The organism is Arthrobacter sp. PvP103 (assembly GCF_017833075.1).
Lineage (GTDB): Bacteria > Actinomycetota > Actinomycetes > Actinomycetales > Micrococcaceae > Arthrobacter.
The window spans coordinates 1,315,327-1,335,433 of sequence record NZ_JAFIBQ010000001.1; the positions used below are offsets into that span (position 1 = coordinate 1,315,327).

Consider the following 20,107-nt stretch of genomic DNA (forward strand, 5'->3'; position numbering starts at 1 on the left):
TCGGACGACTGCCCTCTTGGGGAAGGACCTATCAAAATGCGCATTTCAGTTATCGGCTGCGGTTACCTTGGAGCGGTGCACGCGGCTTGTATGGCGAAGCTCGGACACGACGTGGTCGGAATTGACGTGGACGAACATAAAGTCAACGCGCTCTCAGCGGCTAAGGCTCCCTTTTACGAGCCGGGGCTCGAACGGCTCCTTGAGGAAGTCCAGGCAACGGGACGGCTAACCTTCACGACAGACATGTCCGCCGCGGCAGGTAGCGTCGTGCACTTTATCTGTGTGGGTACTCCGCAGAAAAAAGGTGAAAACGGCGCCGATATGACGTATGTTGACGCCGCGGCGACTGCGCTGCTGGAACATTTGGCTCCAGGCGACCTGGTCGTGGGGAAGTCGACGGTGCCGGTGGGCACAGCGTCTAGGCTGTCATCCCTTGTGCAGGAACGGGTACCGGACGCACATTTGGTTTGGAACCCCGAATTCCTCCGCGAAGGACACGCAGTGGCCGATACCCTTAGTCCTGATCGCTTCGTATACGGCGTGGCGGACGGTTCCGAGGATCATCCCGCTGTTGCCGTCCTCGACGAGGTCTACGCCGTCCCTCTTTCTGCGGGTATGCCCCGTTTGGTTGCCGACCATCCAACTGCGGAACTAGTCAAAACGGCGGCGAACTCGTTTCTGGCCACGAAGATCTCGTTCATAAACGCCATGGCAGAGCTCTGCGAAGCCGCTGGTGCGGATGTGACCCGGCTGGCCGACGCTATCGGAATGGATGATCGCATTGGGCGTAAGTTCCTCAACGCGGGCATCGGGTTCGGCGGTGGTTGCCTGCCGAAGGATATTCGCGCTTTCATGGCAAGGGCCGGCGAGCTCGGAGCAGACCAGGCCCTGACCTTCCTAAGGGAAGTGGATGCGATCAACATGCGCCGTCGGTCCCGCGTGGTCGAACTAACCAGAGAACTCTGCGGCGGCATGCTCTTGGGTAAACGAATCACAGTACTCGGAGCAGCGTTCAAGCCGGAAAGTGACGATGTGCGAGACTCACCTGCCCTCAGCATCGCCGCGCAACTCCAGCTCCAAGGTGCGGTCGTCACAGTTACCGATCCGAAAGCCCTGTCTAACGCCGCCAAACGGTTCCCGGAACTGCACTACGAGGGCAACCTGGAGGAAGCTGTCGCTTCAGCGGACGCGTTGCTTCTCCTAACGGAGTGGCAGCAGTACCGAGACCTTGACCCGTACGAGCTGATCGGCCGAGTAGCCTCACCTCGGTTGCTCGATGGTCGCAACGTCTTGGACCCCGAAAAATGGCGCACTGCAGGCTGGCAGTACCGCGGACTTGGGAGACCGTAACGGTGACTGACTCAGAATACGAAGCTCCACGCTCGGACAATGACGGAACAACGTGGGGACGCGACGCCCATAGAGGGCAACGACGTCGCCGCCTTGTAGGCGCCGCGGCCGTTTCAGCTTGCCTCCTTGTCGTCATGCTTGCCTCGGCCCTCTGGCTGGGTGCCAAGGCTGGCTCAATAAAGGACGACCTAGAGTCTGCCGCTCAATCAGTCCCCCAGCTGAAAGACGATGTTTTAAGGGACGACATTGAAGCGGCCACGGCAACTTTGGAAAACCTGAAGGAACACACTGCGAGTGCGCGGAACGCGGCAAATGATCCGCTGTGGACAATGGCCGGGATGCTGCCGTGGTTGGGAGGAAACTTTCGGGCGGTAAGTGAGGTAGCAACTTCAGCCGACGACGTGGCCCAGCTTGGGGCCGCCCCTCTGGTGCAGGTCCTCAACACTCTGGATTGGAAGACCCTTCTTCCTAGCAACACCGGGGTCGATTTGAAACCGCTGGCAGGAGCAGCGCCGAAGCTCAGTTCTGCAGCGCACGCGGTGAGACAGTCTTCTGACAGGCTGAATAACATTGATACGAGTTCCTTGCTGCCGCAGGTTGCTTCTCCGCTGATTCTCGCTAGGGAGCAGCTGCAATCCATGCGCGGCGGCCTTGACACCGCCGCCAGTGTTGCGGGTATCGCCCCAGAGATGATGGGCGACCAGGGGTCCCGACGCTATCTCCTACTGATACAAAACAACGCAGAGGCACGTGCTACCGGCGGAATTCCGGGCGCTTTGGCGGTCCTCACGGTTGACCAGGGAAAGCTTTCGTTGGGTTCTCAGACGAGTGCAACTGCGCTTGGTGCGTTCACGCCGTCCCTGCCCGTGGATCCTGAACAGGTGGGTATCTACTCCACTCGTCTCGGCAAGTTCATGCAGGATGCAAACCTCACTCCGGACTTTCCCACGACAGCATCCACCGCTCGGGCGATGTGGAAATCTAAGTACGGCGATGACGTGGACGGAGTTCTCTCCATTGATCCGGTCTCGCTCGGATACATCTTGGACGCAATAGGCCCTGTGGAACTCTCGGATCCACAGCTTCGCGCCCTTGCTGGCTCATCGCTTCCCACGAAGTTAGATGGGGCAAACGTCACTCGCACCCTCTTGTCCGACGTGTACGCAAAAATCCCTGAACCCAAAATGCAGGATGTGTACTTTGCCGGCGTTGCCCAAGAAATATTCAGTTCGCTTTCCGCCGGCCAGGGTGATCCTAAGGGCCTGATCGAAGGAATTACTCGGGGTACGGCGGAGGGTCGGTTCCTCGTTTGGTCCGTTCATAAGGCTGAACAAGATGTCATCTCAACGTACCCAGTCAGTGGCGCAATTGCGGGTCCCAGCGTAGCTCCGGCTCAGTTCGGTGTGTACTTCAACGATGGTACGGGCGCAAAAATGGACTACTACGTCAAACGAACCGTCCAATTGGTCCAGGAATGCACCGGCGACGAATACGGGCAGGTAAAGGTGCGCATCACCAGCACTAATACCGCGCCAGCGGATGCCGCCACGTCGTTGCCCGAGTACGTCACTGCCGGAGGGGCATATGGCGTTCCTGCAGGATCAGTGCAAACTAATGTGATAGCTTACGGTCCGATCCAAGCGAACGTAGAGAATGCAGTTGTTGACGGCAAGAAGGCCGATTTCGCTTCGTATATGCACAGCAACCGGCCCGTGGGATCCGTGACCGTGGCTTTGGCACCCGGCCAGACCAGCACGGTGGACCTGACATTCGGAAAAATTGTTCAACACACGGAACCTAAGCTGGTTGTCACACCAACGGTCCAACCCGTCAAGGATGTAGTCCTCAGCACCACAACCGCGGAATGCGTTCCGGGTAAGTAGACATCGCGTTAACAGTATGTAAAGCGACTTGATTCACTTTGGTAACACCCGTCACCAGGTGTTACCGTTTACTCGGGCACATCAAATGAGATTTCAACCTACGGTCACTCGGGGGATCGGAAATCTCCACCAACCACGTGGCACACATCGTATTAACGGTCTCAGGGGGACTCATGAAGAAAACACTTGCAGCAATCGCACTTGCAGGTTCCATCACACTTATCGGCGCAGCTCCTTCCATGGCTGCCAACTACCCGCCGCTCCCGCCACAGGCAGCCGTTTCCGACGGTACCGTTGGCCCGGGCGAGCAGTTCGTCTTCCGCGGCCAGGGGTTCCTCGCCGGCGAAGGCCTCACCATCTCCGTGACTCCGGGCAACCCGCCCGCAGCAAACGGCTCCAGCGTCTCCAACGGTAGCCGCACGGTTCCGACCAAGATCACCCTGCCGCTGGCACCGCAGAACTTCTCCGCCAAGGCTGACGCCAACGGCGCTTTCGCCTTCCCGCTGAGCATCAGCGAGTCCGGCACGTACACCCTGACCGCTACCGGAACTTCCGGCCGCACCGTTGGTCCCGTCACGGTTGTAGTTGTTGCTCCGGCCGGCCTCGCCAACACCGGCGGTGCCCCGCTGGCGAACACCGGCGCTGGCCTGGCCAACACCGGTGCAGACGCAAGCCTGGTCCTCTGGTCCTTGGTGGGCGCTGGCGCACTGGCTGCCGGCGCAACCTCGGTAGTTGTGGTTCGCCGCCGCGCCAAGGCTGAGGCCGCAGCGTAAGGCTAAGCCAACAAGCACCAAAGAGGGTGGGTGGTTCTCCGGGCAACCGGAGAACCACCCACCCTCGGCTTTTAAGGATTCGACAAGCTCAACCACCGCAATGTGGTATTCATAAGAGTTATGGGGAGACATTGGCGCAGACCACGCTGGCAGTTCGACTTCACGGTGCCGTTTCCCCCGCCACAGGCACTCCCCTACCTCCTCCTGGCGCTCCTAGCCGTCGCTGCGCTGGGAGTGGCAACCCTTGCACTCCTCCGGACGTCCTGAGGCCCGTTTGAAGCGCCTGGAGCAGCCGCGGTTTTGGCGGACAGTGCTCGCTGCCATGCTGGTACCGCTGGCGATGGTGGCTTTCTGGCCCACCCCTGTAGACCAACCCGTGCAGGGGGAACTCGCGGGCTTCCTCATCCTTATCCAGGCCTTGGGAATTCCACGCTGGGTCAATTACTCCCTCATAGAGGCTTCGGCAAACATCGTGCTCTTCGTGCCTGTAGGCCTCGTTGTTTCCCAGGCCTTCCCTAGCAAACGCATTTGGCGGCTCGGCGCCTTTGGCCTGGTGGTCTCCAGTTGTATGGAACTGGGGCAACAGCTTCTTCTTCACGATCGTTTTGCGAGCCCGCTGGACCTTGTCACAAACGCCGCCGGCTGTGTCATAGGGGCCCTGGCAGCCCGGGTTAGTGTCCGGGAGCTTAAACGCCGACAGGCTCACCGCCAACTGACGATGAGCCTGCCAAAGAACAGCCTGTGAACTGGCTTAGTCGTTCACGAATTCCTTCATCCAGGCCTTCAGGTCTTCCCCAAAGTCGACGCGCTCCGAGGCAATGGAGATAACGGCCTTGATATAGCTCAGCTTGTCTCCGGTGTCGTAGCGGCGCCCGCGGAACACTACGCCATAAACACCCCCGCCTTCGCCATCAGACGTTGCAAGGGTCTGTAGGGCGTCTGTCAGCTGGATTTCGCCGCCGCGGCCCGGCTCAGTTTTTTCCAGAACATCAAATACGGCAGGGTGCAGCACGTAACGGCCGATGACTGCCAGGTTGGAGGGGGCGTCGTCTACAGAGGGCTTTTCCACCAGGCGGTTCACCTGGAAATAGTTCTCGCCGTCCACGGGCGTGATGTCCGCGCAGCCGTAGGCGCTGATCTGGGACGGGTCCACTTCGATCAGGGCGATGACGGAGCCGCCGGTCTTGGCCTGCACGTCGATCATGGTGCTCAGCAGCTCATCCCGTTCGTCGATGAGGTCGTCACCGAGCAGGACAGCGAACGGCTCGTCCCCCACGTGCTGGCGTGAGCACAGCACGGCGTGGCCCAGACCCTTGGGATCGCCCTGACGCAGGTAATGCAGCGGAGCGAGGCTGGAGGCGTGCTGGACAGCCTCCAGTCGGTCCAGGTCTCCCTTGAGCTCCAAGGTGCGCTCCAGGGCAGGTGCCCGGTCAAAGTGGTCCTCCAGGGCCCGCTTCTGGCGCCCGGTGATCATCAGGAGGTCCGTCAGCCCCGCCTTGACGGCTTCTTCCACCACGTACTGGATTGCGGGCTGGTCCACGACCGGCAACATTTCCTTCGGCATTGCCTTGGTGGCGGGCAGGAAGCGAGTTCCCAAACCGGCAGCAGGAATGACGGCTTTTCTTACTGATTTCCCCAAAGTCATAGCTGAACCATACAAATCGTTTGCGGAAACTTGCAATTCACGGCCAAGATTACGCGGCTGATGGGGACCCCTGCCCATCGCAGGGGTTTCGTTTTTGGGACATACTTCTGGTGCAACTTTCACAAATATTGGGGGACATCTTGAATAACGACCAGCAGCCCGGCGAACCGCAGCACCCAGAACGCAACGCATGGCAGCCGCCCGGCCAGCAGAGCCAGCCCGGCTACCCCAACCAGCAGGGTCAGCCCGGCTTCCAAGGACAGCCCGAGCAGCCGCAGTTCGGTCAGCCGCCCTATCCCCCGCACGCGGACCAGTACAACGTCAACCAGCCGCCCTATGGCGAGCCCGGGCAAGGCCAGTACGGCCAGCCTCCGTACGGTCAGCCGGGACCGGGACAGTTCGGCCAGGCCCCGCCCAAGGGCGGCTTCCCCGTCTGGGGCTGGGTGGCCAGCGGCGTGGGTGCCGTGGCAGTCCTGGCAGTGGCCGGCGTGATGGTGCTCGGCGGCCTCGGTTCAAACAAACAACAAGAAGCGGCTCCTGGCCCCACAGAGACCTCCGGCAGTTCGGAATCGGCCGGGGCAACCGACGGTGCAACTGGCGAGTCCTCGGCCGCAGCCTCGGGCGAAGAGGATCTCTACATCTTCCAGGATGCCGACTTCACCTCGGCACCTGTCTGGTCCACCAACATGCCGGAAGGCTGGACCATGTCAGAGGTCAAAGGCGGGACCATCCAGTACCGCAGCAAAGAGAGCCCCTGCAACTTCACCACGCACCAGGCCATCCTGCCGCCCCGTGATGAAACCACCGACGAAGCAGCCACCAAAGCCTCGATGCAGCTCGAAATCGACGGCATCAAGTCAACGGTGGGAAAGCCGGTCACGGTTGTGACCGACGCGGACTCGCTTTACACCAAGCTGCGGAATGACCATGGCCGCGTCATTGAACTGCAGGAAGCCGAGCTTCGGTTCAGGAACAAGAGCGACGTGGACGTGGTGTACCGCATCGCTGTGCGGTCCATGCCGGCCGGCGACGGCCTGATGGAACTGATCCTTGCCTGCCCGGCAGACCTCCCCACGGAATCAGAGCTCTGGACTGAGCTGACGGACAGCGTCACCATGGTTGACGATCCGGCGGCCTGATTTAGGCGGGCCCCCACCTCTAGCGGCCCTTGAACTCCGGGGTCCGCTTCTCCTGGAACGCCTTGAAGCCCTCTGAATAGTCCTCCGACTTGCACAGCCGGGCCTGCTCCGCATTCTCCTCTTCCATGGCATCCCAGAGGCCTAGGCGCTGGTCGCGGATGTGGGCCACCAGGTCCTTGCTGGCGTTGAAAGCACCCGTGGCGCCCGTGGCAACCTTCGCCACGATGCCACGGGTGTTTTCCAGCAGCTCGCCCTTGGGCATGGCGCGGCTGAACATCCCCTGCGCCACGGCCTCGGCGCCGGACATCAGCTCAGCCGTGTAGATCAGGTCCAGCGTCCGGTGCATGCCCAGCCGCTCCGTGAAGTACCAGTGGCCGCCGGAATCCAGCGTGGCGCCCAGCTTGGCGAACGGCGAGCCGAACTTGGCGTCTTCCGCCACGTACACCACGTCCGTGGCCAGCAGCAGGCCCAGCCCCACGCCCAGGCACGCGCCCTGCGCCGCCGCGAATGTGGGCGCCGGGAACGCGGTCATCTTCTTCAGCAGAGGCTGCAGCAGCCCGCCCAGGTACCCCTGCACGTCGTCGGTCTCCGGCGTCACGCCGGCAATGTCCCGGCCCGCGCAGAAGGCGCGTCCCTCTCCCCTGAGCAGCAGCGCCCGCACCTCACCGCGCGAGGCGGCGTCAGCGGCGTCGTCGTACGCCTGGGTTAAATCCTTCAGCGCCTGCTCGTCCAGTGAGTTCAGCTTGTGCGGCGCGTTCAGCACAACCTCGGCGATGCCGTCGGCGATGGAGAGGGAGATCATGGGGCTCCTGTTCGTGGCCGTGACAGCCGGGGTAGAAAAAGCTTAGACGTCGAAGTCGACGGTGACTTCCGGGGTGGTGGGGTGGGACTGGCAGGTGAGCACGTAGCCCTTGTCCAGCTCATCCTGCTCCAGGGCGTAGTTCTCGTCCATCGTGACGGCACCCGTGACCACCTTGGCGCGGCAGGTGCCGCACACTCCCCCGGCGCACGCGAACGGCACGTCCGGGCGCACGCGCAGCGCGGCGTTGAGCAAGGATTCGCGGGCATGGGTGGGGCTCTCCACCTTGCCCTCGAGGCCGTCCAGCTTGAACGTGATCTTGTACGTGTCCTTGGACTCGTCCGCGATCACCGGACGCCCGATGTTGCCTTCAGGGCGGTCCGGCTTCCCGGAGGTGAACAGCTCAAAGCGCACATGCTCGGGCTGCACGCCGCGGGCTGCCAGGGTGTCCCGGCACAGCTGCACCAGCTCGAACGGCCCGCACAGGAACCACTCGTCCACATCGTCCGCGTGGATGGCGGTGCCCAGCAGCGCCTGGAGCTTCTCGGCGTCGATCCTTCCGCTTAGCAGCGGCGCGATGCGCTGCTCGCGGGACAGCACATGGTGCAGGGCCAGGCGGGACGGGTACTTGTCCTTCAGGTCCGCCAGCTCCTCCAGGAACATCACGTCCATGGCGGCCTTGTTGGCGTAGATCAGGTCGAAGCGGGTCTCCGGGTTGGCCGCCAGCAGCGTGCGGGCAATCGCGATCACCGGGGTGATGCCGGAACCGGCGGCGATGGCCACGAAGCTGCCCGGCTCCCCCACCAGGTCCTCCGGGTGGTTCATGGAGTTCATGACGTTCTGCTCCACAGCCTTGCCGTCGCGGCCGTGCTTGGAGACGAACGCACCCATGGGGCTCATCACGTCCAGCTGGTCGCCGGGCTTCAGCTCGGCATTGGCCCACGTGGAGAACAGCCCGCCCAGGTCCTTCTTGATGGCCACGCGGATCTCGCTGCTGCCGTCCGCGAAGCTGCGCGGCTCAGCGCAGATGGAGTAGCTGCGGCGCACCTCGTGCGGCTGGCCGTTCTCATCCGGCATGGTGGTGCGCAGGGCCACGTACTGCCCGGGCAGGTAGTCGTACTGGCCGGCAAGCTCCGCCGGGACCCCGAACGTCACCTCGATGGCATCGTCCGTGAGCCGGCGGACTTCCGCCACCGTCAGCGTGTGGAAGGACGCACGACGGCGGCCGGTGGCCGTTGCCTGTTCGGCGGCAGTCTGGCGGACAACAGTCATGGGAGCACCTGTTCCTTACAAAACTTTGAAGTAGTCGAACGGTTCCTTGCAGTCCTGGCAGACGTACAGCGCCTTGCAGGAGGTGGAACCGAAGCGGGTGAGTTCCTTGGTGTTCAGGCTGGAGCATTGGGGACACTTCACAGCCATTTGCAGGCGGATCGGGCCTGCGTGGCGGGCCGCATTCGAGCGGCCGGTGGGCGGCGCGATGCCGTATTCCTTGAGCTTGGCCTTGCCGGACTCGGTCATCCAGTCCGTGGTCCACGCCGGGGAGAGCACCAGCTCCACATGCACGTTGGGGTAGCCCTCCTTCGCGAACGCCGCGCTGAGGTCATCGCGGATGGCGTCCATGGCCGGGCAGCCCGAGTACGTGGGGGTGATGGTGACCTGCACGGCGGGCACCATGCCGCCGTCGTCGAACAGCCTGACGTCCCTCAGTATGCCCAGGTCCGCGATAGTGAGAACAGGAATCTCGGGATCGCACACCGTGGCGGCGAGGTCCCAGGCCTTCTGCTCCGCGGACCTGGTGTCCGCAGTGCCCGCGGTGTCGTTGTCCGCGGTGGGGTGGCTGACATACATGTCCGGCATGGCTACCAGCTCGCTCCGGGGTGCTGGCGGGCCAGTACCTGCATCTCTGCCAGCATGTAGCCCAGGTGCTCGGAGTGCTTGCCCTGGCGTCCGCCGCCGAGGGCGGCCGGAACCTGCGGAAACTCGAGTTCCGCCTCGGCCAGGACCTCGCCGGTGAGCCGGTCAAAGTCCGCCCGCAGGCTGGAAGGTTCGACGGCGGCACCCGCCGCCGCGAGGCGGGCGGTGAGGTCGTCGTCGCGGAACAGTTCGTCCACATAGGGCCAGATGACCTTGAAGCCGTGGATCATCCTGCGGCGCGATTCGTCCGTGCCGAGGGCCAGTCGCAGCACCCACTGGGCGCTGTGGTCACGGTGGTAATCCACTTCCTTGACGGCCTTGGCGGCGATGCCGGCCAGGGTGGGGTCCGTGGACTTCGTCAGCCGGCTGTAGAGCTCGAACTGGTAGTAGCTCACCACGAACTGCCGGGCAATGGTGACGGCGAAGTCCCCGTTGGGCTGCTCGAAGAGTTCGATGGACCGGAACTCTTCCTCGGAGCGGAAGTAGGCAAGATCGTCCTCGTTCTTGCCGTTTAGGCCGCCGGCGTAGCTGAGGAAGGAGCGGGCGTGGCCCAGCTGGTCCAGGGCGATGTTGCCCAGGGCGATGTCCTCCTCCAGCTCCGGTGCGCGGGAGATCCAGTGGCCCAGGCGCTGGGCCAGGATCAGGGCGTCGTCGCCCAGGCGCAGTGCGAACTCGGCCACGTCCTCGGAGGGCTTGGCGGTGCCGCGGCTGACGGCGAGCGCGATGTCCTCCGGGCGGAGGGCGTTGCCCGGCGTGATGCGGGTGGCGCTGGCGGTGGCGTCACCGCTGGTGCCGGCAGTGGCGACGCCCACGGAGATGTCCCCGTGGCCGCCGTCGTGCGTTGTTTCTTCGGTGGTGGTTTCCGGTGAGGTGCTCACAGGTGCTTCACGCCCTCGCTCTTGGTGTAGTACGTCGCGTGCCGGTAGTCCTTGCCCTGGGGCGATTCGAAGAAGGCGCCCTTGGCGTCCGGATCGCTGGACGCGATGGCCTCCGCGGGGACAACCCAGATGGACACGCCCTCGTTGCGGCGGGTGTACAGGTCGCGGGCGTTGCGCAGCGCCATCGCTGCGTCCGGCGCGTGAAGGGATCCCGCGTGCACGTGGGACAGGCCGCGGCTGGAGCGGACAAAGACTTCCCAGATGGGCCAGACGTTGCCGGCGGGGGTTTCGGGGCTCATGCTGCGGATTCCTTCTCTGCTTGCTTGCGGGCGTACGCTGCGGCCGCTTCGCGCACCCAGGTACCGTTCTCGTGTGCTTCGCGGCGCCGTTCCAGGCGCTGGGCGTTGCAGGGGCCGCGGCCCTTCAGGACTTCGTGGAACTCGTCCCAGTCCAGCGGGCCGTGCTCCCATTTCTTGGTTTCTTCGTTGAAACGGATGTCCTTGTCCGGGAGGGTGAGCTCCAGGACCTTGACCTGCTCCATCATCATGCCGACGAAGCGGTTGCGGAGCTCATCGTTGCTGAAGCGCTTGATGTTCCAGGCCATGGACTGCTTGGAGTTGGGTGAATCGTCATCCGGCGGGCCGAACATCATCAGGGCCGGGGCGTACCAGCGGTTCACAGCTTCCTGGGCCATCTGCTTCTGCTCCGGGGTGCCGTGCGAGAGTTCCAGCAGGATCTCGAAGCCCTGGCGCTGGTGGAAGGACTCTTCCTTGCAGACGCGGACCATGGCCCGGCCGTAGGGGCCGAAGGACGCGCGGCACAGCGGGACCTGGTTGGCGATGGCGGCGCCGTCCACCATCCAGCCGATGGCACCCATGTCCGCCCAGGTGCGTGCCGGGTAGTTGAAGATGGAGGAGTACTTGGCCTTGCCGTCCATCAGGTCCTGCATCATCTGGTCACGCGGCTGGCCCAGGGTCTCCGCGGCGGAGTACAGGTAGAGGCCGTGGCCTGCCTCGTCCTGCACCTTGGCCATCAGGATGGCCTTGCGCTTCAGGCTGGGTGCACGGGAAATCCAATTGGCTTCCGGCTGCATGCCGATGATCTCCGAGTGCGCGTGCTGCGAGATCTGGCGGATGAGGGTCTTGCGGTAGGCAGCGGGCATCCAGTCGCGGGGTTCGATGCGCGAATCCTCCGCCATAACGCGGTCAAAGTACGCCTGACCTTCTGCCTCGTGCCGGGCTGCTGCCTCAAGCTGTTCAGGTGTCAGATCAGCGGGCACTGACTGCAGGGTCTGCGATGCCATGGTTGCTCCTATGCATATCCGATAAATAATTACCGACCGTTCGTTCAGGATATGCGGAAGCCGTGAGATGCGTCAAGCACATGCGGCGTTTGGTGGGGTAGTTTCGGGGCGTGAACGGAACCGTCGACTGAGCGCGCGCGTGTCACCGGCCACGAAATCCGCGTGTGTAGGCTGTGGGCATGACGGCACCGCAGATCTATGTCAGTTTCCCCGGCACGGCCCGCGAAGCACTCACTTTTTACCGTGACGTCTTCGGTGGAGAGCTATCGCTGTTCACCAAGGAGGACTTCGGTAGCAGCGACGGCCCGCCGGACCACATCGCCCACGGAGTCCTCAGCGGCACTGTGGCCCTGGCCGGATCGGATGCGCCAGCCGGTGGGAAGACGGTCCGGTTCGAAGGCCTCATGCTCTCGTTGCTGGGGACCGCCGAACCCGAGACCCTCCACGAGTGGTTCGACAAGCTCGCCGTCGGCGGCCAGGTGGTGGATCCCCTTGCCCCCAAGCCGTGGGGCGCATCCGATGGCCAGGTGATCGACCGGCACGGACTTCACTGGCTTATCGGCTACGAACCCGGCGGAGCTGACTGAGGTCTTTGACCATCTTTGGTGCCGACCGTAGGAACCTGGCCCACCGGGCCCGATGCTGCCCGAGGCGGCCCCGGAGCGACATGTCTGCGTAGATATTCCTACCCACGAACGCTTCCCGAGCCGGGAAGACCGCACGGAACAGCATCTTTGGTTTTTCGCGCAGCGGGGCCTGGGCAATCGCAATGATCCGGGCGCTGCCCGGCTCCTTGGACAGCAGGCGGTTCCGCCATTCCGTGGACGGTTGGGGCCAGTCCGTTGCTGCTTCCTTCTGTGGCAGGTGTTCCTCGAGGAAGGGGCGCATGGCTGCAAGGGAGCCGGTAGCCTCGGAGATCTCCAGGATGGCGGCAGCGAGTGATTCCCGCTCCGTGAGCTCCGCCAGGTAATCGAGTTCCTGCCGGCACGCCGGCAGGTGGGGCGAGCGAAGGGCATGCAGGGCAAGGATGAGGATGCCCAGCGCCTTTGACGGAACCCGCACCTCCTGCCCTGCAAGTTCAAGGGCCTCCGTGTTCGCCCACATCGCCTCGAAGCAGTCCCCGGGGGAAGCTTCCATGCCGGGGAACCGGAAGTGGACGTCGATGCAGCAGGGCCATTCGGGATGGTCGATGGTGACGGAGTGCTTCGGAAAGGTCCTGCTGTCCGGGTCCACCGGGCGGTCCCGCCAACCCCGCTGGCGCATGCCGGTCAGTAACCGCTCCAGGTCCGCCGGGGGCACAAAGACATCCACGTCCACGGAGATCTTGGGCAGGCGCAGGCCCTGGACCACGCTGGCCGGGCCCTTGATGAAGAAGGCCCTGATTCCCAGGCTGTCCGCCACCCGCTGCACCAGGGCATGGCCCAGGAGCACGGCTTCGGGAATGCTCAGCTGCGTTTCGTCGGCGGGGTTCCGCGTTTCGTCGGCCGGGTTCCCCATGGTCCGGTTCTGCATGGCGGGGGTCTGCATGGCGGGGCCTAGGCCCGGGCGCGGCGGCCGGCCGCGGCGGGTTCCAGGACGTCGTCGTGTTCGGTGTCCCACTGCGGTTCGTGCGCCATGGCATCGGGCTGCGCAAGCTCCGGGAGGTCCTGCGTTTCAGGAGCCGAGGTGTACGTCCCGTAGTAGGAGTAGGCGTCCGTGCCCTTGGTGGGCACGTAGTTCAGGACGGCGCCCAAGATGCGGCCCTTCACCTTTTCCAGGTTGCCCAGGGACTGGCCCAGCTGCTCCTGGGTGGTCCGGCCCGTCCGGATCACCACGATGGCGCCGTCCGCCACGCGGGATAGTACCGCAGCATCCGTGACCGGCAGCAGCGGCGGGGCGTCGATCAGCACGATTGCGTTCTCTGCCAGGGCGTTGAGCATGTTCTTCATGGCCTTGGAGCCCAGCAGTTCGCTGGGGTTCGGCGGAATGCGGCCGGAGCCCAGGACCGAGAGGTTCGGCAGCGCGCCCCAGGGCTGGAGGACATCCTCCAGTTCAGCGGTGCCGGTGAGCACATCGGTGACCCCGGCTCCCGGAACCAGGTTGAAAACGTCCACCAGCGTGGGGCGGCGGAGGTCGCCGTCGACCACTACGACGTTCTCGCCGGCGGCCGCCATCGTGACCGCCAGATTGGCGGTGACGGTGGACTTTCCTTCGGCCTGCATGGAGCTGGTGACCACGATGATCCGCGGCGGCTGGTCCACGTCCAGGAAACTGAGGTTGGTGCGCAGTTCCCGGAGGGCCTCGGCCATCGCCCCGCCGGCATCGTGCAGCTGGGCTGCGGCGCCGGCGTCCAGAATCGTGCTTTTCTCGTCCAGGCGATGGTCCACGGGGAGGGTGCCGATCACCGGGACGTCGAAGAGCCGTTCGATTTCTGTGGCGTTCCGGATGCGACGGTCCAGGTGCCGGCGGACCAGTGCATAGGCCACTCCGAGGGCCAGGCCGATGAGTGCACCGAGCGCCAGGGTGAGCTTGACGTTCGGGGAAACCGGGCTGGTGGGAAGGACTGCTTTGCCCAGCGGGAGGATCCTGACGGCGGAGGCCGTCGCCGCTGGTGCGGTGGCAGCGTCCGGCGAGGTCCCGGCGTCGGGCGTTGCTGTTCCGGGTGTGGCTGTTTCGATCGCTTCCACCTGGGCGGCGAGGCCGTTGACCCAGGCGTCCGCGACGCGCTGGGCGGTTGCCGGATCGGGCGACTGGGCCGTCACCCGGATCTCGGCGGTATCCAGCGGAACCTTGACGCTGATGGTGCCGAGTAGCGCGTCTGCGGTTGTTTTAAGTTCCAGGGAGGCGATGACCCGGTCAGCCACGAGGCGGGACTTGGCCACGGACTCGTAGTTCTTGACCTTTGCCTTGGCCAGGCTGTCCCCGGCCAGTGAAAGGCTCACGTTGTCCGAGCCCGGTGTGACCACAATGCCGCTGGAATCGGACGAGTAGATCTTGGGCTGAAGGACGGTCCAGCCGAACGCCGTCAATGTGGCCAGCAGGGTGAAGGCGACGATTGCCTTCCAGTACACCCGCACCACCCGAAGGTAGTCGGCCAGGTCCAGGCCGGCAGGTGCTTCTGCGCCGGCTGCAATGTTGACGCTCATGGTGGATCCTTCCAAGTTTGTATGTTTCTTTGCCCGGTCTTCGTTGCCGGGTTACTGCGTCGGGTGGTCCCCCACGGAGTGGTCTCCCACACGGGTGGCGGCTAGTCGCCGCCCTGTTCCAAGACTGATTTGGCGATGAGCTGCCCCGCGGCTGCGGCGACGGCGGCCCGGTAGTCCTCCGGGCGGCCGTGCACTTCGCCTACTTGTTCTGCCAATTGGTCCAGCGGAACTGCGCTGGCCGTGGCCTCCCAGATGGCCGGTCCGATCCCGCTCAGGCGCACGATCTCGGATTCCAGCATCACCAGCAGGTCGCCGTCGACAGCCACGGCATCCAGTGGTTCCACCCGGCGGATCCAGCCGTCCGGGATCTCTCCCACTTCGGCTTCGGCTGCTGCTGCAGCGCGGGCTTCCCACGCGGGCTTCGAGCGGCGCTGCTTTTTGAAGAGCGGTGCCAGGGCCTGGGGCAGGTCCGCGGCCTCGGTATATGTCACCTGCCACACGCCGCCCACACGGTCGATCAGCCGGCACAGGGACTGCAGCGGCTCGTCAATCTCGGCCTGCGAGGACGAATCCGGGATGAGGGCGAGCAAGGCGTCCGCCAGTGGGAGTTGGCGGAGTGTTGGTTCTTGGTGTGCTTCTTGGTGCGGTTCAATCCGGTCCGGTTCAACCCGGTTGAGGTCGATCCGATCGATTTCGATCCGATCGAGCAGGACGATGGACTGGATGAACGGCTTGGGCGGTGCCGGCTGGAGCGCAAGCTCATCCGGACCCACCTGGTGCTTGGGCGAACCGGGCCCCTGCTTCACGGACAGCGGCTTGGGGTAGGGCAGCACCGAACCGTCGGGCCCGATGGCGACCGTTTCGTCCGTGACATACCCGTACGTCCCGGCCAGCACCGAGGCCGCGGTGGTCTTGCCCGTTCCGGACTTGGCGACGAGCGCCACCACTGCGCCGGTGGCCGGGTCCGCGACGCCGCAGGCGTGGAGCATCATGAACTCGCCCGCGTTCTCCAGGATGGCCGCGACCGTCAGCCGGGAGGTCAGGTTCTCAGCCAGCTCCTCAAAGGAGGCTGCCTGCAGCGCGAACGTCCCGCCGTCGTGCATTAATGACAAGTACGAAACGGAGGCGGAGAACGGAAGGGATTCCGTGGGCTCCTTGGCGAGCGGCGGGATCAAGGCGTCCCGGGTGCTGGCACAGCGCGACCAGGCGGAGCGCATGCTGTGCTGCTGCTCGAGGGTGACCGAGCGACCCCAGCGGACTGCGAACTGCGTGCCGAAGACGTCGACGCTGAGCAGTTCGCCGCCTCCCTTGAGGTCCTCAAAGATCCACTCGCCGGGGAAGTCCCAGTCGAGCTGCGGATTGGCTCCGCGCTCCTTGTCCTCGCCTTTCATGACTCCCCCATCAGTCCTGCCGGTGTTAGTTTGCGGTGGCTGCGGTCTCGATGAGCCGCTGGGCCTCAAGGCTGGCCAGGAAGGCTTCGACCTGAGGCGCCAGCTCGCCAGCCGCGTCCTCGAAGGCGGCCTCCAATTCGGCGATGACGTCCGCCTGGTCGCGACGGCCGTCGATCAGTTCCCAAATTGTTGCCGCCGTACCTTCGAGGACCACCGGCTGGGTTGCGTCCAAGTGGAGCAGGGCAACCCTGTTTGTTGACTCGGTGCGGACTTCGGCGACGAGGGTGGAGTGGTGGTAGATCATGGTTTACAACGAGATGGTCGAGGTCGGTGACAGAGAAACAGTCTTGGTGTTCTGTACAAGCGTTACCGCTGCAGCCACTTGGAAGTCTCGACGATCTCCCGCTTTGCCCCGGTACGTGTACCCTCCGATGGCGAAGTTCACCTGAGTTGACCCTGCGGGGAGAGCGTATGCAAATGTAGCCGTAAACACGTTCCCCGTGAGCACCAATACCGGCGAAACTGACACGGTCCCAACCTGAACCGTGGAGAAGGACACCGACGGATCACCGGTAGCTGGCGTCGCGGGGCTGATAGTCATGACGACGTTTATCAAGCCTGTGACGCCGGCGAGACTGGCAAGGCTGAGCGTAACGGGGACTGCAACGTTAGAGCGGAGGTGACCATTTCCGTTCGGTTGGGTGGTCGAGGGAATATTCGCGGTCCCTCCAATGAATGTTGCTGTCGCTCCGCCCGACGCGGCTGCCGCCGGAGCCGCGATGGCCGTGACAATAACGGGCACTGACCAGGCCACACCCTTTACTACCCTGCGACGACTGAAACCGCCCTCTTCGCCGCTCGTGACCTCTGCGTTCAGAACCTCAGACAATTGCGCCCCCACATAGATTTCGACTGGGACCAGCCCTCATGGACCGGCCAGATGCTTTCACCGCGTTTCCGCCGGTTGCACCCACTTTCCCCAACGACGCCAAAGGTTCACGCAACCGTTTTGAAAGATTCGGTCAAGGTTTTCTGCACATGGCGAATTGAGCGTTAGGGCGGAGTTGAGATTTCGCCGCTGCCAAGAGGGTCCACGGCTTTCGGGGTTTGCACCGCGACGAAGCGGGCTTAAATGTCGGACCCCTTTGGCAGAGTTATCCCATGGAAGCCGTTGGAGAATTCGCCCCGAACCAGGCCCTGCGCCCTGGGCGGATTTCCGACGCGCCTTTAGAATTGGCGACGCCGAAACGGACCCTACGGGCGGTGCCGCCGGCTGAGCTTCTCGTCGGCCGGCCGGAGCCGTTAGTGTTCGACGGCGGTGGTTCCGGTGGTCTGGCCCGGTGCCTTGAGCTGCTGGAGGCCATTAGTTCGACGGCGGTCGCGGACGCTGCGGTGTTGGGTTTCCAGGAGGCGGCTGACTTCGCCGCCAGCGTCGAGGAAGCCTCCCGGATGCTGGAATACCTTCAGGTGGTTGCTGCCGGGGCGGTGGACCGGACGCGGCGCGAGGCCAGTGCTGTTGCGCGCTCGGGTGCCGGGGTTAGCTGGACCACCGGGTGGGGCAACGAGACGGCTGTCCACGGGCCGATCGGCTGGGCGACCGGAACTCCCGCTTGCAGCCCGGGGGACAGCGATGGAGGCCCAGAGGCCGCCGCGGGTTCCGTGCCAAACCCAGAACCGCCGAGGTCCAACGATCCGGATCCGGCCGATGACGGGTGCCGGAACACTACCGAGTTCCTCCGTATGAGGCTGCGGATCGGTGCCGGCGAAGCCCGCCGCCGACTCGCCCTCGCCGAAGCCGTGCTACCCCGGACCGGAATCACCGGCCACCCCCAAGAACCGGAACGACCCGAACTGGCCGCCGCCGTCGCATCCGGGTCCGTGGGCTCCCGGTCCGCGACCATCATCACCCTCGCCCTGGACCGGGTCCGCCACCACGCCACCGAAGACACCACGGCCCGGATGGAACACGCCCTGACCCGCACCGCGGCAGAGCACGACACCGATTTCGTGACCCGCATCGCCCGGCAGTGGACAGAGGCGATCGACCAGGACGGCAGCGAACCCTCCGAGGAGGAACTCCGCCACCGGCAGGGCGTGTTCATCCGGAAACCCCGCCGCGGACTACAGCACGTGGAATTCTTCGCCACCCCGGACCAGTACGAACCCCTCCTGACCGTCATGAACACCGCCACCAACCCCGCACCCAACCAGAAGCGGCTGAAGGCAACGACGGAACCCATGGTGGCGAGGGCGACCTGGACCGGCGGACCCGGCCCCAGCAACTCCTGGACGGCCTCGTCAGCGCCGCCAAAACCGCCCTCGCCACCGGAAACCTCCCCGCCGCGGGCGGCCTGCGTCCCCAGGTCATGGTCACCATCGACTACCGCGACCTCCTGAACCGCTTGAACCGCCTCGACGACAACAGCGACAGGCCAACCGGCACCGGAGGCATCCCCGGCACCGGGACCATCCCTGGCACCGGCTCGTTCACGTTCACCGGGCCCGTCACGGCCGCCACGGTCCGGAAGATCGCCTGCGACGCGGACATCATCCCCGTCCTCCTCGGAAGCCAGGGCCGCATCCTGGACATCGGCCGCACCACGAGGATCTTCCCGCCCCACATCCGCAAAGCCATCACCGCCCGCGACCAAGGCTGCGCCTTCCCGGGCTGCACCATCCCCGCCCCCTGGTGCGAAGCCCACCACACCACCTACTGGTCACACGGCGGAACCACCAGCACAGACAACGGCACACTGCTCTGCAGCCATCACCACCACCTGATCCACAAAGAGCAATGGCACATCCAGGTCAAAACCGGATCCCCTGGTTCATCCCGCCACCCCACATCGACCCACACCAACAACCCAGACGAAACAACTACTTCAGATGCTGATACTTCAGGCGCTGAATAGCTGACTCAGCACAGGCTCCTTCAAGGAAGCCTGAGTGGCTACCGCCTAACCCCGGACCTTCGTCGTGGGGTGTTTACGGTAGGTCCCGGCTACAGGTGGAACAGGACACTGGTAGCCAGAACCGTCGGCTCCTGCTTGCCGTGCTCTTGGAAAGTCACCTCGGTGGCCAGCAGGAAGTCGCCGCGGTCGCTGTTCCTTCCCCGGTAGCTGTGGCCGCCGAAGTCGAAGTCCAGCTGCGTTGAACCGGGTGCCACAACGCAGGTGAAGTCAGCGGTGAACGTATTACCCGCGCGCTTCAGCGCCGGCGGAAGGGATACCGTTCCCACATCCACATATGAAAACGCCACCGAGACGTCACCGGTGGCCCGCGTGACCGGGCTGATGGTCGTGCGCACGCTTAGGGAACCGGAGACGGCTCCGAGTCCAGCCAGGCTGAGCCGGACGGGCACTTTGACGGCAGGGCGGAGATGGGCGGTCCCATGAGGATGCGACGTCGAAGGGAGGGGCCGAATACCCAAATGGAACACAGCCGACGCCTCCGTGGCCGGGATCCGCCCCGAGGAAGCCGGCGGGGCCGTGATCCGCTCGGCGGAAGCCGGCGTGACCGGAACGGCCGTAGCCGGGATCAGCCCGGCGGGAACAGGGAGGACCGGGGCCTGTAAGGGCCGTGCGCCTCCCCACGCCCGGGTTCGGCGGCTGACTCCGGCATGTTCCTTTGTGCGATAGGCGATCTCTGACATCTTCGTCCCCCCGTAGCATTCGGTTGGGCCTCCCCCGCCGGGCCGCCCAGCTGCTTTGGCCGTGTTCTTCACCGGTTGACCCCACTGTGCCGGTTGGAACTCTAGGTTCCCGCAATCGTTTTGCAAGATTGGGTCAAGGTTTCCGCCGTGGGACGTCAACCGTTCCTGCGTCACGGAAGTGGGGGCTTGTACCGAGAGGTTGCGAGAAACCGGATGCAACGGTAGCGGATCATCACGTAGCCACCCACCAACGTC

General features: G+C 64.3%; 18 protein-coding genes and 1 pseudogene. 7 read left to right on the plus strand and 12 right to left on the minus strand.

What is annotated here, in order from left to right:
* Positions 1–36 precede the first annotated feature (36 nt).
* The 4 genes from JOE41_RS06055 to JOE41_RS06070 all read left to right on the plus strand — a co-directional run bounded on the left by JOE41_RS06055 (position 37) and on the right by JOE41_RS06070 (position 4,751).
* Entirely contained in the window at positions 37–1,350 is a 1,314-nt protein-coding gene (locus tag JOE41_RS06055) for a UDP-glucose/GDP-mannose dehydrogenase family protein (RefSeq protein WP_209751466.1), read from the plus strand.
* Positions 1,351–1,484: 134 nt separating this feature from the next.
* Positions 1,485–3,233: a DUF4012 domain-containing protein gene (locus tag JOE41_RS06060; RefSeq protein ID WP_209751468.1), complete on the plus strand. Its 1,749-nt coding sequence runs from the start codon at positions 1,485–1,487 to the stop codon at positions 3,231–3,233.
* Positions 3,234–3,406: 173 nt separating this feature from the next.
* The gene (locus tag JOE41_RS06065; protein WP_209751471.1) at positions 3,407–4,006 is read left to right on the plus strand and encodes an LPXTG cell wall anchor domain-containing protein; all 600 of its coding nucleotides are present in this window, start codon (positions 3,407–3,409) and stop codon (positions 4,004–4,006) included.
* 322 nt (positions 4,007–4,328) lie between these two features.
* Positions 4,329–4,751 carry a VanZ family protein gene (locus JOE41_RS06070; RefSeq protein WP_209751473.1) on the plus strand — a complete coding sequence of 141 codons (423 nt, stop codon included), beginning with the start codon at positions 4,329–4,331 and terminating at the stop codon, positions 4,749–4,751.
* 6 nt (positions 4,752–4,757) lie between these two features.
* On the opposite strand, the gene galU is transcribed toward JOE41_RS06070, so the two are convergent.
* Positions 4,758–5,651, minus strand: a complete 894-nt coding sequence (gene galU, locus JOE41_RS06075; RefSeq protein ID WP_209751475.1) for a UTP--glucose-1-phosphate uridylyltransferase GalU — start codon at positions 5,649–5,651, stop codon at positions 4,758–4,760.
* A 140-nt stretch (positions 5,652–5,791) separates the two neighbouring features.
* Between galU and JOE41_RS06080 the strand changes: the two genes are divergently transcribed.
* A complete protein-coding gene (locus JOE41_RS06080) occupies positions 5,792–6,790 on the plus strand; it encodes a hypothetical protein (protein WP_209751478.1) in 999 nt (332 codons plus the stop codon).
* A gap of 19 nt (positions 6,791–6,809) precedes the next feature.
* Here JOE41_RS06080 and JOE41_RS06085 read toward each other — a convergent pair whose 3' ends face one another.
* Genes JOE41_RS06085 through paaA form a run of 6 tightly spaced genes read right to left on the minus strand, consistent with a single transcriptional unit; the run spans position 6,810 to position 11,684 of the window.
* Complete coding sequence (locus JOE41_RS06085) at positions 6,810–7,592, minus strand: enoyl-CoA hydratase/isomerase family protein (protein WP_209751480.1); 783 nt, start codon at positions 7,590–7,592, stop codon at positions 6,810–6,812.
* Between the two features lie 42 nt (positions 7,593–7,634).
* Entirely contained in the window at positions 7,635–8,861 is a 1,227-nt protein-coding gene (paaE, locus tag JOE41_RS06090) for a 1,2-phenylacetyl-CoA epoxidase subunit PaaE (RefSeq protein WP_011693041.1), read from the minus strand.
* Between the two features lie 15 nt (positions 8,862–8,876).
* On the minus strand, positions 8,877–9,437 hold the full coding sequence (gene paaD, locus JOE41_RS06095; protein WP_209753563.1) for a 1,2-phenylacetyl-CoA epoxidase subunit PaaD: 561 nt from the start codon (positions 9,435–9,437) through the stop codon (positions 8,877–8,879).
* A gap of 11 nt (positions 9,438–9,448) precedes the next feature.
* A complete protein-coding gene (gene paaC / locus JOE41_RS06100; protein ID WP_209751482.1) occupies positions 9,449–10,381 on the minus strand; it encodes a 1,2-phenylacetyl-CoA epoxidase subunit PaaC in 933 nt (310 codons plus the stop codon).
* Positions 10,378–10,680 (minus strand): 1,2-phenylacetyl-CoA epoxidase subunit PaaB, encoded by a 303-nt coding sequence (paaB, locus tag JOE41_RS06105; RefSeq protein WP_011693044.1) that lies wholly within the window; start codon positions 10,678–10,680, stop codon positions 10,378–10,380. The genes paaC and paaB overlap by 4 nt, the downstream gene beginning before the upstream one ends.
* Positions 10,677–11,684 (minus strand): 1,2-phenylacetyl-CoA epoxidase subunit PaaA, encoded by a 1,008-nt coding sequence (gene paaA / locus JOE41_RS06110; RefSeq protein ID WP_011693045.1) that lies wholly within the window; start codon positions 11,682–11,684, stop codon positions 10,677–10,679. The genes paaB and paaA overlap by 4 nt, the downstream gene beginning before the upstream one ends.
* 179 nt (positions 11,685–11,863) lie before the next feature.
* Between paaA and JOE41_RS06115 the strand changes: the two genes are divergently transcribed.
* Complete coding sequence (locus tag JOE41_RS06115; protein WP_209751485.1) at positions 11,864–12,271, plus strand: VOC family protein; 408 nt, start codon at positions 11,864–11,866, stop codon at positions 12,269–12,271.
* Here JOE41_RS06115 and JOE41_RS06120 read toward each other — a convergent pair.
* The 4 genes from JOE41_RS06120 to JOE41_RS06135 all read right to left on the minus strand — a co-directional run bounded on the left by JOE41_RS06120 (position 12,240) and on the right by JOE41_RS06135 (position 16,504).
* Positions 12,240–13,211, minus strand: coding sequence for a nucleotidyltransferase family protein (locus JOE41_RS06120; protein ID WP_245200647.1), 972 nt, complete (start codon positions 13,209–13,211; stop codon positions 12,240–12,242). The two genes, JOE41_RS06115 and JOE41_RS06120, sit on opposite strands and share 32 nt — an antisense overlap.
* 8 nt (positions 13,212–13,219) lie before the next feature.
* Positions 13,220–14,809, minus strand: a complete 1,590-nt coding sequence (locus tag JOE41_RS06125; RefSeq protein ID WP_209751486.1) for a polysaccharide biosynthesis tyrosine autokinase — start codon at positions 14,807–14,809, stop codon at positions 13,220–13,222.
* 101 nt (positions 14,810–14,910) lie between these two features.
* Positions 14,911–16,200: an ATP-binding protein gene (locus JOE41_RS06130; protein WP_209751488.1), complete on the minus strand. Its 1,290-nt coding sequence runs from the start codon at positions 16,198–16,200 to the stop codon at positions 14,911–14,913.
* A 25-nt stretch (positions 16,201–16,225) separates the two neighbouring features.
* Positions 16,226–16,504, minus strand: coding sequence for a PqqD family protein (locus JOE41_RS06135; RefSeq protein WP_209751490.1), 279 nt, complete (start codon positions 16,502–16,504; stop codon positions 16,226–16,228).
* Between the two features lie 857 nt (positions 16,505–17,361).
* Here JOE41_RS06135 and JOE41_RS06140 point away from each other — a divergent pair.
* A pseudogene (locus JOE41_RS06140) lies at positions 17,362–19,093 on the plus strand (DUF222 domain-containing protein).
* 108 nt (positions 19,094–19,201) lie between these two features.
* Here the strand turns inward: JOE41_RS06140 and JOE41_RS06145 are convergent.
* On the minus strand, positions 19,202–19,507 hold the full coding sequence (locus JOE41_RS06145) for a hypothetical protein (protein ID WP_209751492.1): 306 nt from the start codon (positions 19,505–19,507) through the stop codon (positions 19,202–19,204).
* Between the last annotated feature and the right edge of the window lie 600 nt (positions 19,508–20,107).